Origin of the sequence: Microbacterium sp. 5K110, from assembly GCF_005774735.1 — a bacterium.
Lineage (GTDB): Bacteria > Actinomycetota > Actinomycetes > Actinomycetales > Microbacteriaceae > Microbacterium.
The window spans coordinates 119,859-135,706 of record NZ_VBUM01000002.1 but is presented as its reverse complement, the minus strand read 5'-3'; the positions used below and the strand labels follow the sequence as shown (position 1 = coordinate 135,706).

Here is a 15,848-nt window from a genome sequence, read left to right as displayed (position 1 = left end):
GGGTGGGGCCGGGAGTCCGACCCCACCCGGTCACAGCGGGGGACGCAGGCGCAGTGCCGCTCGCTGCCATTCGGCCTCGCGCCGGACCCGGTCGCGGGCGTTGCGGCGGGCGAGGTCGGCGACGTCGGCAGCGCGTGCCGCGCGGCGCGTCGCCTCGTCGGCGCGCGCCGCGGCGCGGACGAGCAGCCAGAGGCCGAGGCGGAGGGAGAGACGGTCGACGGGACCCAGGCCCCGCTGGGCCGAGGTCTCGACGACGGGGAGGGTGAGCGCGGATGCCGCGTGCTGCGGCGCGCGCGTGAGCGAGATGTTCATGCGGAGGCTCCGATGAGGAAGAACGAGCAGTGAGGCCACGTGCGGCGGGGCCGGCAACGGGCGGACAGGTCTCAGAGGACCCGGGCGCGCGGCATCCGATGATCGGACGGCGTCGCGGGAGCGGAGACGATCGAGCGTCTCAACGCGGCGAGGTCACGCCTGGCGAGCAGGCATGCCGACGGCGGCGGTCACTCCGCGCAGGGATGCGGACAGCACGGGAGCGGCGGTGAAGCCGGTGGCGATAAAGCCGGTGGTGTTGCGAATCATGGGGGTGACCTCCTTTCGACGTCGGTTGCGACCCCCGACGCTAGCGAACGGGTTCAGCGAATGTCAAGCGAAGATCCAGAAACGGTGGGCTCCCGGGCGCGTCGGGCGAGGGCTGGACCGGCCAGCCACTGCGGGATTCCGCGGGTCTTCGGGTAGCGTGAGGCGGAAGTTCACCGGTCGGGAAGGCGCATCGGCATGCACCTCAAGAGCGTCACGCTCAAGGGCTTCAAGTCCTTCGCGCAGTCGACGACGTTCGCACTGGAACCCGGGGTGACGTGCATCGTGGGGCCCAACGGCTCGGGCAAGTCCAATGTCGTCGACGCGCTCGCGTGGGTGATGGGGGAGCAGGGGGCCAAGACCCTTCGCGGCGGCAAGATGGAGGACGTCATCTTCGCGGGTACGTCGACCCGCGGTCCCCTCGGGCGAGCCGAGGTGCAGTTGACGATCGACAACGCCGACGGCGCGCTCCCGATCGACTACAGCGAGGTCACGATCAGTCGCACGCTGTTCCGCACCGGGGCGAGCGAGTACGCGATCAACGGGCAGACGTGCCGTCTGCTCGACGTGCAGGAGTTGCTCAGCGACTCGGGTCTCGGGAGAGAGATGCACGTGATCATCGGGCAGGGGCGCCTCGACACGGTACTGCAGGCCTCGGCCGAAGAACGGCGCGGGTTCATCGAGGAGGCCGCGGGCATCCTCAAGCACCGCCGCCGCAAAGAGAAGACCGTTCGCAAGCTCGAGGCCATGGAGACCAACCTCACGCGGCTGAGCGATCTCGCCGGCGAACTGCGCCGGCAACTCAAGCCGCTCGGGAAGCAGGCCGAGATCGCGCGCGAGGCAGCGACGATCGCGGCCGTGCTGCGCGACGCGAAGGCGCGGCTGTTCGCCGATGAACTCGTGCGGTTGCGCCGCGAGCTCGCCGACGCGGCCGCGGCCGAGAGTGAGCGGCATACCGAGCGCCTCATGCTGCAGGACCAGGCGGACGGCGTGCGTCAGCGCGTCGAACGCCTCGAGGAGGAACAGCGGTCCGAGGCCGTGGATCGGGCTCGCCGCGTCGCGTTCTCGCTCGAACAGGTGCAGGAGCGCCTGCGCGGGCTGTACACGCTGGCGGGGCAGCGCCTCACGCTCCTCGCCGACGACGACCTCGACGCGTCGTCGCAGGCTCCCACCGTGAGCCAGTCGACCATCGACGACGTCCGGTCCGAGGTCGACGACATCGCCGGCGGGTTGGGCGACGCGCAGGATGCCGCGGCGGACGCGGCGCGCGGTGTCGCCCGGGCGCGCGCCGAACTCGACGCGCTCGACGCCGACATCGCCGCGCAGAGCGCTCTCGTCTCCGCGCACGACATGAAGCTCACCGCGCTCCGCGGCTCGGCGGAGGCAGCGGCCTCCGGGCTGGCCGCCGTGCGCGGTGCGGTCGAGCGGCAGCAGCGAGCCCTGGATGCCGCACTCGAGCGCCGCGCCGAGGCGGAGGAAGCGCGCGCCGCGCTCGACCCCGACGTCACGCCCGAGGAGTCGACGGCCGAACACGCTGCCGCGTACGAGCGCGCACAGCGCGAGACCAATGACACCGAGACGGAGGTCGCTGCGTTGCGCGAGCGCCTCCACGCCGCCGAACGCGAACGCGACGCCCTGACGGCGCAGACCACGGCGCTCGGCCGGGCGCTGGACGTCCGCAACGCGGCGGCGGATCTCGCGGCCACCGGGGGAGCCGGCATCCGCGGGCTCGTCGGCGATGCCGTCAAGGTCACCGCCGGGTACGAGGCGGCGATCGCTGCGGCGCTCGGCTCACTCGCCGAGGGGCTGCTCGTCGATGACGCTGCGGCGGCGTTCTCGGCGGCGCGGGCGGCGCGCGAGGGCGACCTCGGAGTGGTCGAGATCGCGATCGCGGATGCCCCGGATGCCGACTCCGGCGTCTCGTTGGACGGCGGGGTGCGGGCGGTCGACGTCGTCTCGGCGCCAGCGGGCGTGCGCGGCATCCTGTCGGGCGTGATCATCGTCGACGATCTCGCGGCCGCCGAGCGTGTCCGCGCCACCCTGGCCGACAGTCCGGCGGGGACGGTCGTGGTCACGCGCGACGGCGCGGTGCTGACCTCCCGCACGCTGCGCGCCGGGTCGGGTTCGGGCCGATCGCGCCTGGAACTCGCGGCCGAACGGGACGCGGCGGCCGAGCGGTTGGACGAGATCGTCGTGGTCGCCGATTCCCTGCGGGAGGCGCTGGCGGACGCCCAGCGATCCTTGACGGAGGCGCGTGCGCGCACGAAGGAGACGCTCGCGACGCTGCGCGCTCACGATGCCGCCCTCGCCGCGCACGCCGAGAAGCTCAACCGCGTCACCGTCCGCCACGAGGCCGCGGTCGCCGAGTGCGAGCGCCTGGAGACGGGTCTGGCGCAAGCGCAAGCCGCGGTGTCCGACGCCGAGGAGACTGCGCGGATCGCCGACGAGGCGCTCGCGCGCGCCCTCGAGATGCCGCGTCCGCTCCTCGACGCGTCGGCGCGCGAAGGGATGCTCGCCGAACTCGAGTCCGCGCGCGAGAACGAGATGCGCGCGCGACTCGACATCGAGGCGCTGCGCGAACGCGTCCGAGCGGGAGAGGCGCGGATCGTCCAGCTCGAGCAGCAACGCGAACGCGAGCGGGCGGCCGCGGACGCCGTGGCTCGACGCGCCGTGATCCGGCGAGCCCAACGCGAGATCGCCGCGGAGGTGTCCGCAGCGTTGCCCGCGCTCCTCGACTCCGTCGACCGGTCGGTCAGCCGGGCTCGCGTGGAATTGGCCGCCGCCGAATCGGCCCGGTCCGCCGTGACCGCGGATCTCGCACGGGCCCGCAGCGAGGAGACGGCGGTGCGGGAGCGCCTGGCACGTCTGACCGAGAACGTGCACGGTCTGGAACTGCAGATGCACGAGAAACGGCTCCACGTCACGAGCCTGCTCGAGCGCGTGAACTCCGAGCTCGCGCTCGACGAGGACATTCTCGTTTCGGAATATGGCCCCGATCAGCCGGTTCCGGCCAGTGAGGGCGACGAGGCGGTACCTTTCGAGCGGGCGGCGGAGAAGCGTCGACTTCAGGATGCCGAGCGCAAGCTCGCTCAGCTCGGACGCGTGAACCCGCTCGCCCTCGAGGAGTTCGCCGCGCTGGAGCAGCGGCACGCCTTCTTGACCGAGCAGCTCGCCGACCTCCAACAGACACGCGCCGACCTGCAGACGATCATCGCCGACCTCGACGAACGCATGCAGACGATCTTCGTCGCGGCGTTCGAGGACACCCGTGTCGCGTTCGGCGAGATCTTCCCGATCCTCTTTCCGGGCGGCACCGGCAGTATCGCGCTGACCGATCCCGACAATCCCCTGACGACGGGGATCGAGGTCGCCGTGCGCCCCGTCGGCAAGAAGATCGAGCGCCTGTCGCTGCTGTCCGGCGGCGAACGTTCGCTCGCGGCGGTGGCGTTCCTGACCGCGATCTTCACGGCGCGGCCGAGCCCCTTCTACATCCTCGACGAGGTCGAAGCGGCGCTGGATGACGCCAACCTCGGCCGGCTCCTCGGGGTGTTCGAGAAGCTGCGCGAGAGCAGCCAGCTCATCGTGATCACCCACCAGAAGCGCACCATGGAGATCGCCGACGCGCTGTACGGCGTCTCCATGCGGCAGGACGGCGTCTCCGCCGTCGTCGGGCAGCGCGTGGGGGACCGCGCCCGCGCGTCGTCGGAACCCGCCCCCGTAAGCTGAAGCAATGGCTGAGAACTCCTGGTCGCTGGGCCGCGCGCTGCGCGGGCTGTTCGTCAAACCCACGATCGACGAGACCACGTGGGACGACCTCGAGACGGCTCTGTTGACGGCCGATTTCGGTCCCGATGTCACCGAGCGACTGATCGACGAGTTGCGCGAGAAGGTCGAGCGCTACCGGACCACCGACCCCAAGGATCTCCAGCGCATGCTGCGCGAGACCCTCGAAGAGCACTTCGCGAAGTTCGACACGACGCTGCGTCTGACCGAGCGGCCCGCGGTGGTCCTCGTCGTCGGCGTCAACGGCGTGGGGAAGACCACGACGATCGGCAAGTTCGCGAAGTTCCTCCAGCGCTACGGCCGAACGGTCGTCGTCGGGGCCGCCGATACGTTCCGCGCCGCCGCCGTCGACCAGCTCGCCACGTGGGCCGATCGCGGGGGAGCCACGATCGTGCGTCCGCAGCAGGAGGGCCAGGATCCGGCATCCGTCGCCTTCCAGACGGTCGCCCACGCCAAAGAGACGGGCACCGAGATCGTGCTCATCGACACGGCCGGGCGCCTCCACACCAAGGGCGGGCTCATGGACGAGCTCGGCAAGATCAAGCGCGTCGTCGAGAAGCAGGCGCCGATCAGCGAGGTCCTCCTGGTTCTGGATGCCACGACCGGGCAGAACGGTCTGATGCAGGCCCAGGCCTTCCTCGACAGCGCCGGCGTCACGGGCCTGGTGCTCACGAAGCTCGACGGTTCCGCGAAGGGCGGTTTCGTCCTGGCAGTCCAGGAACTCACCGGCATCCCTGTGAAACTGCTCGGGCAGGGCGAAGGCATCAACGACCTCACGGGCTTCACGCCACACGTTTTCGCGGCGTCGCTCGTCGACTGATCCCTTTATCGCACTCGGCCGCGCGGGCGGGTCGCCTTCCGCGAGACCCTTCGGGCTGGTTTCATGGGGGAATGGCGATCGAGCACGACTTCTTCGGCCTTCTCGAGTCAGGCCCCGACGGCTCGATCTTCTGGTCTGAGAACGTGGAGTTCGGTGACCAGAGCGTGACCGTCGATCTCACGGCCCCCGATCAAGACGACGTGTCGATCGATGCGCTCGATGTCGCCGCGTCGATGATCGCCTCTCTCGAGGCCATCGACTTCGCCGCGCGCAACGCCATGGTCGACGAACTGGACGACCGCACGAGCGAGGTGACCGAGTACATCCTGCAGCAGCAGGCGACGCTCGGTGAAGAGCTCGACGACCTGCTGAGCGACCCCTCCGGCGACACGCACATCGACGTCATCAAGTCGTTGCAGCTCATGAGCATGACGATCCTCGCCGACGAGCACGGCGGCACCGATCCGTTCGCCGTCCTCGAGTACGCGCTGGATCCGGATGCCACCGACGACGTGCTGCTGGTCAACCTCGCGTCGGACGGGAAGGTGCAGTCCGTCTCCAGCGCGGACTGATCCGGGAGACGTTTCTGCGCTCCGCGCCGTTCGTCGACGTCGTCGAAGCCCTCGTCATCCCCGGGCTGGACACGTGAGGGGTCGGCATCCAGGTAAGGTAAGCCTTGCCTACCTCGGAATCATCGAGGTCCTGTCGCCTGAAGGAGTCCCATGTTCGTGCGCTCGCGCCGCCCCGCTCGTGTCCTCGGAGCCGCCGCCCTCATCGTCACCGGCGTGATCGCCATGGCCGGATGCGCGGGTACGGCGCCGTCGGCGGCCGAGTCCGCCATCCCGTCCACCGACGGTTTCCCGGTGACCATCGACTCCGCTCTCGGACAGACCGTCATCGACGCCAAGCCCGAACGGGTCGCTACGTGGGGCTGGTCGGCACAGGACGCCGTACTCGCGCTCGGTGTCGTGCCGGTGGCTATGCCGGCGTTCCCTTATGGCGGAGTCGATGGCGTGCTCCCTTGGGACAAGGACGCCATCGACGAGCTCGGCGGGCAGACCCCCCAGCTGCTTTCGGGCGGCGACACCAGCACGCCGAACGTGGAGGAGTTCGTGCAGGCCAAGCCCGACGTCATCCTCGCGCCCTACTCCGGAATGACGCAGGAGCAGTTCGACGAGCTCAGCAAGATCGCGCCCGTGGTGGCGTACCCCGACAAGCCCTGGGCCACCTCCTGGCAGGATCAGACGAAGATCGTCGGGCAAGCCCTCGGCCTGTCCGACGACGCCGAGGCGCTCGTCTCCCGGACGAACGACGAGATCACGACGCTGGCCGGGAAGTACCCTGCACTGAAGGGCAAGACCTTCGTCTACGGCGCGAACAACGAGCCCGAGACGTTCAACGTCTTTCGCGAGAACGATCCGCGCGTGCAGCTGCTCACGCAACTCGGCATGACGGTCGCGCCCAGCGTCGAGGCGAACGTGCCGGCGTCGGACGCCTCGCGCTACTTCTACAAGGTGAGCTTCGAGAATCTCGGTGCGCTGAGCTCCGACGTGCTCGTGGCCTACTTCGGGACTCAGGATGCCGCCGACACCTTCGTCGCCGACCCGCTCGTCGCGGCGATGCCCCAGGTGAAGGACGGACGGTTCGCTCCCATCGTCGGCGAGTCGTTCGTGATGGCCTCGAGCGCGCCCACCGCGCTGTCGATCCCGTGGATGCTCGACCGGTATGTCCCGCAACTCGCCGCCGTCGCCGAGCGTGTCGGCTGACGTCGTTCCCGCTGCCCGCCACGCCCGCGTCGAGCTCGCCCACCGCCGTCTCGTCGGGGTCGGGATCGTCATCGGCGTGCTCGTCGTCGTCACGCTGCTCGGTGTCGCAGTGGGCTCGGCCGACATCCGGCCCGAGACGGTCTGGACGGCGCTGGCACACTACGACCCCGGCAACCCCGAGCACATCGCGGTCGTCGAGAAGCGCGTCCCCCGCACCGTGGCGGGCCTCCTGGTCGGGGCGGCCCTGGGCATCGCGGGAGCGGTTGCGCAGGGCGTGACGCGCAATCCGCTGGCCGATCCCGGCATCCTGGGCGTGAATCAGGGAGCCGCTCTCGCGGTGGTGGTCGGCATCACCGTGTTCGGGGCGGTCGGTTCGGTCCAGTACATGTGGTTCGCGTGGGTCGGCGGAGCCCTTGCCGCCGTCGTCGTCTGGGCGGTGTCCTCCGGTGGTCGGGAGGGGGCGACACCGGCCAAGCTCTCACTCGCCGGCGCCGCGCTGAGCGCTGCGTTGGCGGGTCTGGTCTCGGCGGTCCTCCTCATCCGGCAGGACGCTCTCGATGCGCTGCGGTTCTGGCAGGTGGGCGCGCTCGCGGGCCGCGGTCTCGACGTGCTGCTCCCGGTGCTGCCGGTGCTGGTCGTCGCACTGCTGGCGGGGCTCGCCTCAGGCCGAGTACTGAACCTGTTCGCTCTCGGCGACGACACCGCCGCGGGTCTGGGGATGCGCGTCGGACGTGCGCGGCTGGTGGCGGCCCTGATCGTCGTGGCCCTGGCAGGCGGTGCGACCGCCGTGGCGGGTCCCATCGCGTTCGTGGGGCTCGTCGTGCCGCACATCGTGCGGCTGCTCGCGGGGGTCGACTATCGCTGGATCCTGGCGTTCTCCGCGCCTGTGGGCGCGGCCTTCCTCGTTGCCGCAGACGTTGTGGCGCGCGTCGTCGCTCGGCCGGGTGAGGTGCAGGTCGGTGTCGTGGTGGCCGTGGTGGGCGCCCCGGTCTTCATCGCCATCGTGCGACGGATGAGGGTGGTGGGCCTGTGACCGCCATGACGGCGCGCCTGCGGCGCGCGGAGACGCGTCGCATCACTCTCGTGGTCGCCGGAGGCCTGGTCCTGGTCGCGGCGCTGTCCGCGGTGGCGCTGTCCCTCGGCGCTGCGGCTTTGACCCCTGCCGAGGTGTGGAGCGCCCTCACCGGCACGGGCAGCCGGATCGCGACCTACGTGGTGTGGGACGTGAGGATGCCGCGTGCCACCGCAGCGGTGGTGGTGGCTGCCGCGCTCGGGCTCGCCGGTGCGGTCTTCCAGGTCGTGCTGCGCAATCCGCTGGCCAGCCCCGATGTCCTCGGTGTGACCGCCTCGGCGGGCGCCGTCGGGGTGTTCGCCGTGTTGACCCTTACCGTGAGTGGTCTGACACTGACAGGGTTCGTCGTGATCGGTGGCGTCGCGTCGGCGGCCCTCATCGGTGCCCTCGCGTGGCGACGTGGCATCCACGCCATGCGGCTGGTGCTCGTGGGCGTGGGCGTGTCCGCGCTCGCATCGGCCGTGACCGGCTACCTGCTCACCGTGTCGGACCTGCGCGACGTCAGCGTGGCGTTCACGTGGCTCGTCGGCAATCTCGGCGGCGCGGCATGGCCGGTCGTCGGCTCGACGGGGATCGTCGGGTTGCTCGGGGTGCTGGCGCTGGCGGCGCAGCGGCGGGGGTTGCGGGCACTCGAGCTCGACGACGCAACCGCGACCGCTCTGGGTTTTCGTGTCGAACGCGTGCGGATCGGCGTGCTCGCCACCGCGGTGGTCCTCGCCGCCGTCGCCGTCTCGGCTGCCGGTCCGATCGGTTTCGTCGCGCTCGTCGCGCCGCAGTTGGCGCGCCGGATCGGAGGCGTGGGGCCGCTGTCGCTCTGGGCCGCGGCGGCTGTGGGCGCGGCGCTGGTCAGTGCGGCCGACCTCCTGGGGCAGTATGCCGTGCCCGGTGTCGACCTCCCCGTCGGAGTCGTGACCGGAATCGTCGGCGCCCCCTACCTCGTGTGGCTGTTGGCGCGCGGAACCCGTACTCGTCCCGGAGGACTGACATGAACGACAGACCCGTCGACCTGCGCGCGGAGGGTGTCTCACTCGCCTACGATGCGCGGCCCGTCGTCGAAGACCTCACTCTCGCGATCCCGCCGGGACGCATCTCCGTCATCGTCGGGGCGAATGCGTGCGGCAAGTCGACTCTGCTGCGGGCACTGGCGCGACTGATCGCCCCGTCCGCGGGCACGGTGCTGCTCGACGGCGCCGACATCAGATCCCGGCCCACCGCCGAGGTCGCCCGACGACTCGGTCTGCTGCCGCAGTCGCCCGTCGCACCCGAGGGCGTCACGGTGGCCGATCTGGTCGCTCGTGGCCGATATCCGCACCAGAGCTGGTTGCGTCGGCGCGTCGACGGTGACGATGAGATCATCGACGCGGCGATGTCGACGACGGGAGTGCTCGACCTCGCTGCTCGTTCGGTCGATTCCCTGTCGGGTGGTCAGAGGCAACGCGTGTGGATCGCGATGGCGCTCGCGCAGCAGACCGATGTCCTGTTGCTGGACGAGCCCACCACGTATCTCGACGTGAGCCACCAGATCGAGGTTCTCGATCTGCTGGCCGACCTCAATCGCGAGCGGGGCGTCACGATCGTCATGGTGTTGCACGAGCTCTCGCTCGCCTGCCGCTATGCCGACCACCTCATCGCGATGTGCAACGGCCGGATCGTGCGCGAGGGCACCCCGGAGCGGATCGTCGACGTCGATCTCGTGCGAGAGGTGTTCGGCATCGAGTCCGTCATCGTGACCGACCCCGCCTCGGGGATGCCGCTGGTCTCACCGATCAGCCGGCATCGGCGGACGCCGGCCCCGGGCGAGGGAACCCGAGCGTGCGAACGGGAATGATGCGCGGAGCGGCGCGGTCGCCCGTGCGCCCCCGCGGCGTCGGCCCGTCCGGCGTCACACCGCCTGGGCGAAGCCGGCGTCGGCTCCGGCGATGTCCTTCGCGAGGTGGGAGAGGTGCGGGGGGATCTCGCGTCCTTTCGACACCATCGACTGCGCCCACAGGCGACCCGCGCGGTAGGACGAGCGCACGAGGGGCCCGGCGAGCACGCCGAGGAACCCGATGCGCTCGGCCTCCTCTTTGAACTCCACGAACTCGGCGGGCTTGACCCACCGCTGCACCGGCAGGTGGCGCGGTGTGGGACGCAGGTACTGCGTGATCGTGATGATGTCGGTGCCGGCGTCGTGCAGGTCCTGGAGCGCCTGCACGACCTCTTCGGGCTCTTCGCCCATGCCGAGGATGAGGTTGGACTTCGTGATGAGTCCGGCCTCGCGCGCGGCGGTCAGCACGCCGAGGGAGCGCTCGTACCGGAAGGCGGGGCGGATGCGCTTGAAAATGCGGGGCACCGTTTCGACGTTGTGCGCGAAGACCTCGGGCCGCGATGAGAAGACCTCGTCGAGCAGCGCCGGGTTGCCCGAGAAGTCGGTCGCGAGGATTTCGACGCCTGTTCCCGGGTTCTCGGCGTGGATGCGCCGCACGGTCTCCGCGTGCAGCCAGGCGCCCTCGTCGGGCAGGTCGTCGCGCGCGACGCCCGTCACGGTGGCGTAGCGCAGCTGCATGCGCGAGACGCTCTCGGCGACACGGCGAGGCTCGTCGGTGTCGTAGTCCGCGGGCTTGCCGGTGTCGATCTGGCAGAAGTCGCAGCGCCGTGTGCACTGCGAGCCGCCGATGAGGAACGTCGCCTCGCGGTCCTCCCAGCACTCGAAGATGTTCGGACAGCCCGCCTCCTGACAGACCGTGTGCAGGTCCTCGGTCTTCACGAGGTTCTGCAGCGCGGTGTATTCGGGCCCGAGGCGCGCCTTGGTCTTGATCCACTCGGGCTTGCGTTCGATCGGGGTCTCGGCGTTCCGCACCTCGAGACGCAGGAGCTTCCTCCCGTTCGGGGCGGTGGATGCCGCACCCTGGGCGGTGCCGGTCCCGCAGGCGCTCATGCCGCCACCGCCGCGTACTCGGCCCGGAAGACGTCCTCGACGGAGCCGACGACGTCGGCGGGGGAGACCTCGGCCCCGACGACTTCGCTGACCGTGGTGACGCCGGCATCCGTGATCCCGCACGGGATGATGCCGCGGAAGCCCGCGAGCGTGTTGTCGCAGTTGACGGCGAAGCCGTGCATGGTGACGCCTCTCTCTACGCGGACGCCGATCGCCGCGATCTTGTCGGTGCCGAGGGGGCGGCGCACCCACACGCCGCTGCGTCCCTCGACGCGGAAGCCGTCGACGCCGTGGCGGGCGAGGACAGTGATGAGCAGCCCTTCGAGCCGGCGCACGTGCGCGACGACGTCGAGGGGTTCGGGGAGTCGGACGATGGGATAGCCCACGAGCTGGCCCGGGCCGTGCCATGTGATCTTGCCGCCGCGGTCCACGTCGATGACGGGCGTGCCGTCGGTCGGGCGCTCGTGCGCCTCGGTGCGCTTACCGGCGGTGTACACGGCCTCGTGCTCGAGCAGCAGAAGAGTGTCGGGGCGGACTCCCGCCACGACGTCGGCGTGCACCGCCCGCTGCCGGGTCCAGCCGTCGAGGTACGGCACGTAGTCCGGGGCGAGCCCCACGTGGTCGATGTCGAGCATCCGCGCTCCCGCCTTTGTTGGATTGCGTCCAAGAATACACACGAGCCACGCGTCCTAGGCTGTTCGCATGGCCTCCGAATCCCGCAGCGGTCGTCCGCGCGCCTCGTCGCGGGAAGTGCTCTCGGAGGCGGCCTGCGAGCTGTTCCTCGAGCAGGGGTACGACGCGACGTCCGTCTCGGACATCACGCAGCGGGCGGGCGTCAGCCGCTCGAGCTTCTTCAACTACTTCTCGGCGAAGAGCGACGTGCTGTGGTCGGGGTTCGATGAGCGGGTCGACGAGGCCATCGCGGCACTCACGGAGTCCGCCGCGTCGCCGACGGAGGCGCTCGTCTGCATCGGTCGGGACTTCGCGCCCGACGCCCTCGCGCTGGCGATCGCGAACGCCGATGTCATGGGTCTCTCCGCCGAACTGGACCGCGACCGCGCCCAGCGCCAGTTCCGGCTGCAGCGCGAGGTCTCGGCCCGGCTGGTCAGCGAGGGCGAAGAGCGGCTGCGGGCGCAGGTGCGCGGGGGTGCGGTGGCCGCCGCGGTGCTCGCGGCGGTGTGGGCCTGGGCGGAGCACACCGCCGGCGGTCCGGGCCTGGCAGACCTCCTCGCCACGGCCCTCGCGGAGGCGCGCGCCTGAGTCGGGCGGCGAACGGCGCCGCCGCCGGTAGAATCGGAGGATCATGGCGACTTTCGGCACTCTCTCCGACCGGCTCACAGAGACCTTCCGCAATCTGCGCAAGAAGGGGCAGCTGACCCCCGCCGACGTCGACGGGACGGTTCGCGAGATCCGTCGCGCCCTGCTCGACGCCGACGTCGCCCTGCCCGTCGTGAAGGAGTTCACCGCGGCGGTGCGCGAACGCGCCCTCGGCGACGAGGTCAACCGCGCCCTGAACCCGGCGCAGCAGGTCGTGCAGATCGTCAACGACGAGCTCGTGGGCATCCTGGGCGGTCAGCAGCGCCGCCTGCAGTTCGCCAAGAACCCGCCGACGGTGATCATGCTCGCGGGCCTCCAGGGTTCGGGTAAGACGACGTTCGCGGGCAAGCTCGCCAAGATGCTCGAGAAGGACGGCCACACCCCGCTTCTCGTGGCGTGCGACCTCCAGCGACCCAACGCCGTGGACCAGCTGCAGGTCGTCGCCGAGCGCGCGGGTGCCGCGATCTACGCGCCCGAACCCGGCAACGGCGTGGGCGATCCCGTGAAGGTGGCCCGCGACGGCGTCGCCTACGCGACGCGTCAGCAGCACGACATCGTCATCATCGACACGGCCGGTCGTCTCGGTGTCGACGCCGAGCTGATGAAGCAGGCCGCCGACATCCGCACGGCGACCCAGCCCGACGAAGTGCTCTTCGTCATCGACGCGATGATCGGTCAGGATGCCGTGAACACGGCGAAGGCCTTCCAGGACGGTGTCGACTTCACCGGCGTCGTGCTGTCCAAGCTCGACGGCGACGCGCGCGGTGGTGCCGCCCTGTCGGTGGCCTCGGTCACCGGTCGCCCGATCATCTTCGCCTCGACCGGTGAAGGGCTCGACGATGTCGAACCCTTCTACCCCGACCGCATGGCATCCCGGATCCTCGACCTCGGTGACATCCTCACCCTGATCGAGCAGGCGCAGCAGGCGTTCGACGAGGCCGAGGCGATGAAGGTCGCCGAGAAGCTCGCGACCGAGACCTTCACGCTCGAGGACTTCCTCGAGCAGATGCAGCAGATGAAGAAGATGGGCTCCATGAAGAAGATGCTCGGGATGCTCCCGGGTATGGGCTCCATGAAGCAGCAGCTCGAGGACTTCGACGAGCGCGAGATCGACCGCACCGAGGCGATCATCCGCTCGATGACGCTCGTCGAGCGTCGCAACCCGAAGATCCTCAACGGCTCGCGTCGTCTGCGCATCGCCCGCGGCTCGGGAATGACCGTGACCGATGTGAACCAGCTCGTGCAGCGCTTCGACCAGGCCGCCAAGATGATGAAGACCGTCGCGCGCGGCGGTGTGCCCAACATCCCGGGTATGGGCCCCGTCGGCGGAAAGCCCGGCGCGTCGTCCAAGCGCGGCAAGCAGCAGAAGGCGAAGGGGTCGCGGTCGGGCAACCCCGCCAAGCGCGCCGCCGAGAACGCCGGCATCGCTGCGGCTGCTCCGGCGACCGGCTCGGGCTTCGGCCTGGGCGGCCAGAAGGCGCCGAGCGAGGCTGATCTCGCCGAGCTGCAGAAGATGCTCGGCCGCGGCTGAGCCCCGGGATCAGGGCAGGACGCCGGCGCTCTGCAGCGCTGACACCACGGTCTGCTCGATGGCCCGCTGACCGCGGGCGGTGGGGTGAACCTCGTCGGCCTGCATCCAGTCGGGGTGCCCGGCCAGGGGCTGTCCGACGTCGATGAAGGTCCCCCCGACGGTGTCGATCGCCTCGTGCAGGGCGTCGGAGGTCGTGGCGGTGTCGTCCGGAACGTCCGGGTCGTCGTTCCAGATGGTGCTCAACCCGACGATCCGAGCATCCGGCGCGGCCTCGTGCAGCTGAGCGACCGTGTCGTCGGTGTCCGTGCGGATCTCGTCGGGGTCCTGCCAGAAGTCGTTGCTCGAGGACTGCACGATGATGAGCTCGGGCTGCAGCGCAGCGATCGCGGGGGAGAAGCCGGAGTAGGCGGTGCCGCATTCGCCGTCGACGACGAATCCCATCCCGCCGCACGCGAGGTTCGTCAAGGTGACTCCCTCGCGCGCGGCGAGGAGCTCGGGCCAGGCCTCGCCCCACGGCAGACCGGAGCCGGACATCAGCGAGTCGCCGAGCGTGACCATTCGGACGGCAGGCGTCGACGCCGTGACCGGGTGCGCCGCCGCGGGGGTGGGGACGGCGAAGGTCAGCGCGGGCACCGGTTCGCCGGCGGCGGGGGCGCACCCGCTGAGGGTGGCGATCCCGCCGGCCGCGAGGGCGGCGAGCAGTGTCATCGCGACAGGGGGCCGACGGATCATGGCGCGATCCTACGGCCGCGAAGCTATGAGTCCGCGCGGAGTCCGGGGGCTCAGACGCGCAGCGAGGCGAGGTGTTCGCGGAGAGTCGGTCCGCCCCGGAACTCCCGGATCAGATGCTGCACCACGGCCCGCAGATCGCCGTCGGCGGCGTCGGCGACCGCGATCTGGCGCGCCGAGCTGCCGCCCGTGGCGAGGATCGTCTCGAGTCCCGCGAATTCCCGCGCGCACTTCAGCTCCGTGGCGACGTCGGCGAGCTGCTCCATCGTGGTGAACAGGTGGTCGCGCACGGGGAGCTGAGTGCCCTCCCGGTCGACGATCACGCGAGCGTCCAGCCCGTAGCGGGCGGCGCGCCACTTGTTCTCGCGGGCGTACCAGGGCGGGATGCCGGGGAGCTCGCCGCCGGCGTCGAGGATGCGCGAGAAGTGCTCGACGAGCGACTGCGCGAGCGCCGCGACGGCGGCGAGCTCGGGCAACGTCGACATGCCGTCGCACGCGCGGATCTCGACGGTGCCCCAGTGGGGCGCCGGACGGATATCCCAGCGGACCTCGCTGGCATCCGCCATCACCCCGGTGCGCACCATGTCGTCGAGGTACGCCTCGAAGTCCCCCCACTCACGCAGTTGCCATGGCAGACCCGCGGTGGGCAGCTGTTGAAACACGAGGGCGCGGTTGGAGGCATAGCCCGTGCGTTCGCCCGCCCAGAACGGACTGGATGCCGACAGGGCCTGCAGGTGCGGGAGGTAGACGGTCAGCGCGTTGATGATCGGCATGACCTTGTCGACGTCGTCGACGCCGATGTGCACGTGGACGCCCCAGATCATCATGTTCCGCCCCCACCACTGGGTGCGCTCGATGAGCGTGTGGTAGCGCGTCTTGTCGGTGACCTCCTGGTCGAACCACTGCGCGAAGGGGTGGCTGCCGGCGCACAGCAACTCGATGCCGCGCGGCTCGGTCTGCGTGCGCAGGGCGGCGATGGCGTCCGCGATGTCGTCGACGGCCGCGGCGACGGTCTGGCCCACACCGCTGGTGACCTCGACCGTGTTGGTCAACAACTCGCCGGTGACGGTGAAGCGTTCCAGCGAGGTGGCCTCTTCGACGAGGTCGAGGATCTCCGGCGCGCGGGGGACGAGATCGCCTGTTTCACGGTCGGCGAGCATGAGCTCCCACTCCAGTCCCACCGAGGAACGCGCGGACGGTGCGAAGGGGAGCCTCATGCGGTCAGTCTGACACGGCGCCACGGCAGTCAGCGGGTTCGCTACCCGCCGTGTCATCTGGCAGAATAGAGGGTCGGACCCACCACTCGACCCTCTATCCAGTGTCGGTCCGCCTTTTTG

Annotated in this window: 14 protein-coding genes; 9 read left to right on the top strand and 5 right to left on the bottom strand. The window is 70.4% G+C overall.

The window, feature by feature from the left end; translation table 11 throughout:
• Positions 1-30 precede the first annotated feature (30 nt).
• Positions 31-312, bottom strand: coding sequence for a hypothetical protein (locus FE256_RS01330; RefSeq protein WP_138172422.1), 282 nt, complete (start codon positions 310-312; stop codon positions 31-33).
• Positions 313-774: 462 nt separating this feature from the next.
• On the opposite strand from FE256_RS01330, the gene smc reads away from it, so the two are divergent.
• The 7 genes from smc to FE256_RS01295 all read left to right on the top strand — a co-directional run bounded on the left by smc (position 775) and on the right by FE256_RS01295 (position 9,845).
• Positions 775-4,302 carry a chromosome segregation protein SMC gene (smc, locus tag FE256_RS01325; RefSeq protein WP_138172421.1) on the top strand — a complete coding sequence of 1,176 codons (3,528 nt, stop codon included), beginning with the start codon at positions 775-777 and terminating at the stop codon, positions 4,300-4,302.
• A gap of 4 nt (positions 4,303-4,306) precedes the next feature.
• A complete protein-coding gene (gene ftsY / locus FE256_RS01320; RefSeq protein ID WP_138172420.1) occupies positions 4,307-5,179 on the top strand; it encodes a signal recognition particle-docking protein FtsY in 873 nt (290 codons plus the stop codon).
• A 71-nt stretch (positions 5,180-5,250) separates the two neighbouring features.
• Positions 5,251-5,751, top strand: coding sequence for a DUF2004 domain-containing protein (locus FE256_RS01315; RefSeq protein WP_138172419.1), 501 nt, complete (start codon positions 5,251-5,253; stop codon positions 5,749-5,751).
• A 150-nt stretch (positions 5,752-5,901) separates the two neighbouring features.
• Positions 5,902-6,945, top strand: a complete 1,044-nt coding sequence (locus tag FE256_RS01310; RefSeq protein WP_138172418.1) for an iron-siderophore ABC transporter substrate-binding protein — start codon at positions 5,902-5,904, stop codon at positions 6,943-6,945.
• Entirely contained in the window at positions 6,905-7,978 is a 1,074-nt protein-coding gene (locus tag FE256_RS01305) for a FecCD family ABC transporter permease (protein WP_138172417.1), read from the top strand. Before FE256_RS01310 ends, FE256_RS01305 begins: the two co-directional genes overlap by 41 nt.
• A gap of 5 nt (positions 7,979-7,983) precedes the next feature.
• On the top strand, positions 7,984-9,006 hold the full coding sequence (locus tag FE256_RS01300; protein ID WP_138172434.1) for a FecCD family ABC transporter permease: 1,023 nt from the start codon (positions 7,984-7,986) through the stop codon (positions 9,004-9,006).
• Positions 9,003-9,845 (top strand): ABC transporter ATP-binding protein, encoded by an 843-nt coding sequence (locus FE256_RS01295; protein ID WP_138172416.1) that lies wholly within the window; start codon positions 9,003-9,005, stop codon positions 9,843-9,845. The genes FE256_RS01300 and FE256_RS01295 overlap by 4 nt, the downstream gene beginning before the upstream one ends.
• Before the next feature lie 54 nt (positions 9,846-9,899).
• On the opposite strand, the gene lipA is transcribed toward FE256_RS01295, so the two are convergent.
• Both lipA and lipB read right to left on the bottom strand, forming a co-directional pair.
• On the bottom strand, positions 9,900-10,934 hold the full coding sequence (gene lipA / locus FE256_RS01290; protein WP_138172415.1) for a lipoyl synthase: 1,035 nt from the start codon (positions 10,932-10,934) through the stop codon (positions 9,900-9,902).
• On the bottom strand, positions 10,931-11,605 hold the full coding sequence (lipB, locus tag FE256_RS01285; protein ID WP_289508565.1) for a lipoyl(octanoyl) transferase LipB: 675 nt from the start codon (positions 11,603-11,605) through the stop codon (positions 10,931-10,933). The genes lipA and lipB overlap by 4 nt, the downstream gene beginning before the upstream one ends.
• 31 nt (positions 11,606-11,636) lie before the next feature.
• Here lipB and FE256_RS01280 point away from each other — a divergent pair, with 31 nt between their 5' ends.
• Entirely contained in the window at positions 11,637-12,194 is a 558-nt protein-coding gene (locus FE256_RS01280; protein ID WP_138172413.1) for a TetR/AcrR family transcriptional regulator, read from the top strand.
• A gap of 43 nt (positions 12,195-12,237) precedes the next feature.
• Positions 12,238-13,782, top strand: a complete 1,545-nt coding sequence (gene ffh, locus FE256_RS01275) for a signal recognition particle protein (protein ID WP_138172412.1) — start codon at positions 12,238-12,240, stop codon at positions 13,780-13,782.
• Positions 13,783-13,791: 9 nt separating this feature from the next.
• On the opposite strand, the gene FE256_RS01270 is transcribed toward ffh, so the two are convergent.
• Both FE256_RS01270 and FE256_RS01265 read right to left on the bottom strand, forming a co-directional pair.
• Entirely contained in the window at positions 13,792-14,514 is a 723-nt protein-coding gene (locus FE256_RS01270; protein ID WP_138172411.1) for an SGNH/GDSL hydrolase family protein, read from the bottom strand.
• A 50-nt stretch (positions 14,515-14,564) separates the two neighbouring features.
• Positions 14,565-15,728 carry a glutamate--cysteine ligase gene (locus FE256_RS01265; RefSeq protein WP_138172410.1) on the bottom strand — a complete coding sequence of 388 codons (1,164 nt, stop codon included), beginning with the start codon at positions 15,726-15,728 and terminating at the stop codon, positions 14,565-14,567.
• Between the last annotated feature and the right edge of the window lie 120 nt (positions 15,729-15,848).

Coding starts and splice junctions, on each gene's coding strand:
- FE256_RS01300 (WP_138172434.1), top strand. CDS start 7,984: ATGACGGCGCGCCTGCGGCGCGCGGAGACGCGTCGCATCACTCTCGTG.
- FE256_RS01295 (WP_138172416.1), top strand. CDS start 9,003: ATGAACGACAGACCCGTCGACCTGCGCGCGGAGGGTGTCTCACTCGCC.
- ftsY (WP_138172420.1), top strand. CDS start 4,307: ATGGCTGAGAACTCCTGGTCGCTGGGCCGCGCGCTGCGCGGGCTGTTC.
- FE256_RS01280 (WP_138172413.1), top strand. CDS start 11,637: ATGGCCTCCGAATCCCGCAGCGGTCGTCCGCGCGCCTCGTCGCGGGAA.
- FE256_RS01330 (WP_138172422.1), bottom strand. CDS start 312: ATGAACATCTCGCTCACGCGCGCGCCGCAGCACGCGGCATCCGCGCTC.
- lipA (WP_138172415.1), bottom strand. CDS start 10,934: ATGAGCGCCTGCGGGACCGGCACCGCCCAGGGTGCGGCATCCACCGCC.
- FE256_RS01310 (WP_138172418.1), top strand. CDS start 5,902: ATGTTCGTGCGCTCGCGCCGCCCCGCTCGTGTCCTCGGAGCCGCCGCC.
- FE256_RS01305 (WP_138172417.1), top strand. CDS start 6,905: ATGTCCCGCAACTCGCCGCCGTCGCCGAGCGTGTCGGCTGACGTCGTT.
- ffh (WP_138172412.1), top strand. CDS start 12,238: ATGGCGACTTTCGGCACTCTCTCCGACCGGCTCACAGAGACCTTCCGC.
- FE256_RS01265 (WP_138172410.1), bottom strand. CDS start 15,728: ATGAGGCTCCCCTTCGCACCGTCCGCGCGTTCCTCGGTGGGACTGGAG.
- smc (WP_138172421.1), top strand. CDS start 775: ATGCACCTCAAGAGCGTCACGCTCAAGGGCTTCAAGTCCTTCGCGCAG.
- FE256_RS01315 (WP_138172419.1), top strand. CDS start 5,251: ATGGCGATCGAGCACGACTTCTTCGGCCTTCTCGAGTCAGGCCCCGAC.
- FE256_RS01270 (WP_138172411.1), bottom strand. CDS start 14,514: ATGATCCGTCGGCCCCCTGTCGCGATGACACTGCTCGCCGCCCTCGCG.